Source organism: Pseudoalteromonas sp. GW168-MNA-CIBAN-0100 (assembly GCF_040309225.1).
Classification (GTDB): Bacteria; Pseudomonadota; Gammaproteobacteria; order Enterobacterales; family Alteromonadaceae; genus Pseudoalteromonas; species Pseudoalteromonas arctica.
Window position 1 is genome coordinate 1 of record NZ_JBEOOL010000359.1, and the last position, 309, is coordinate 309.

1 pseudogene is annotated in these 309 nt (G+C 37.9%); it reads left to right on the forward strand.

Annotation, left to right across the window (positions count from 1 at the left end):
* Nucleotides 1-118 precede the first annotated feature (118 nt).
* Nucleotides 119-309 (forward strand): annotated as a pseudogene (locus tag AAEY62_RS21470) (hypothetical protein); the annotation flags it as partial.

Genomic DNA, 309 nt, shown 5'->3' on the forward strand with positions numbered 1-309 from the left:
TGGTCGCCCAGAGTGCGAATGCCCTGCAAAAAGTATGAACCAAAACTTTTTAGCTAAACCTGAGCCTGAAAATGAATCGCATACTAGCTCTATGCTATAAAGTAATGAGCAATTTAAAATGCTAAACAAAAGTAACTTACTTGGCCTGTGCTGTTTTATTTTAGGCGTAGGATTAACCAGTGGTTACTTTTTGTTTTTACATTCTATGCCTATTCAAGCGCAACAAAGCCAGCCGTTTCCTTATAAAAGTATTGTTATAAAGCAAGCTAACGATGAGTCACTCAATAGTACTGACGAGCATGTTAACCC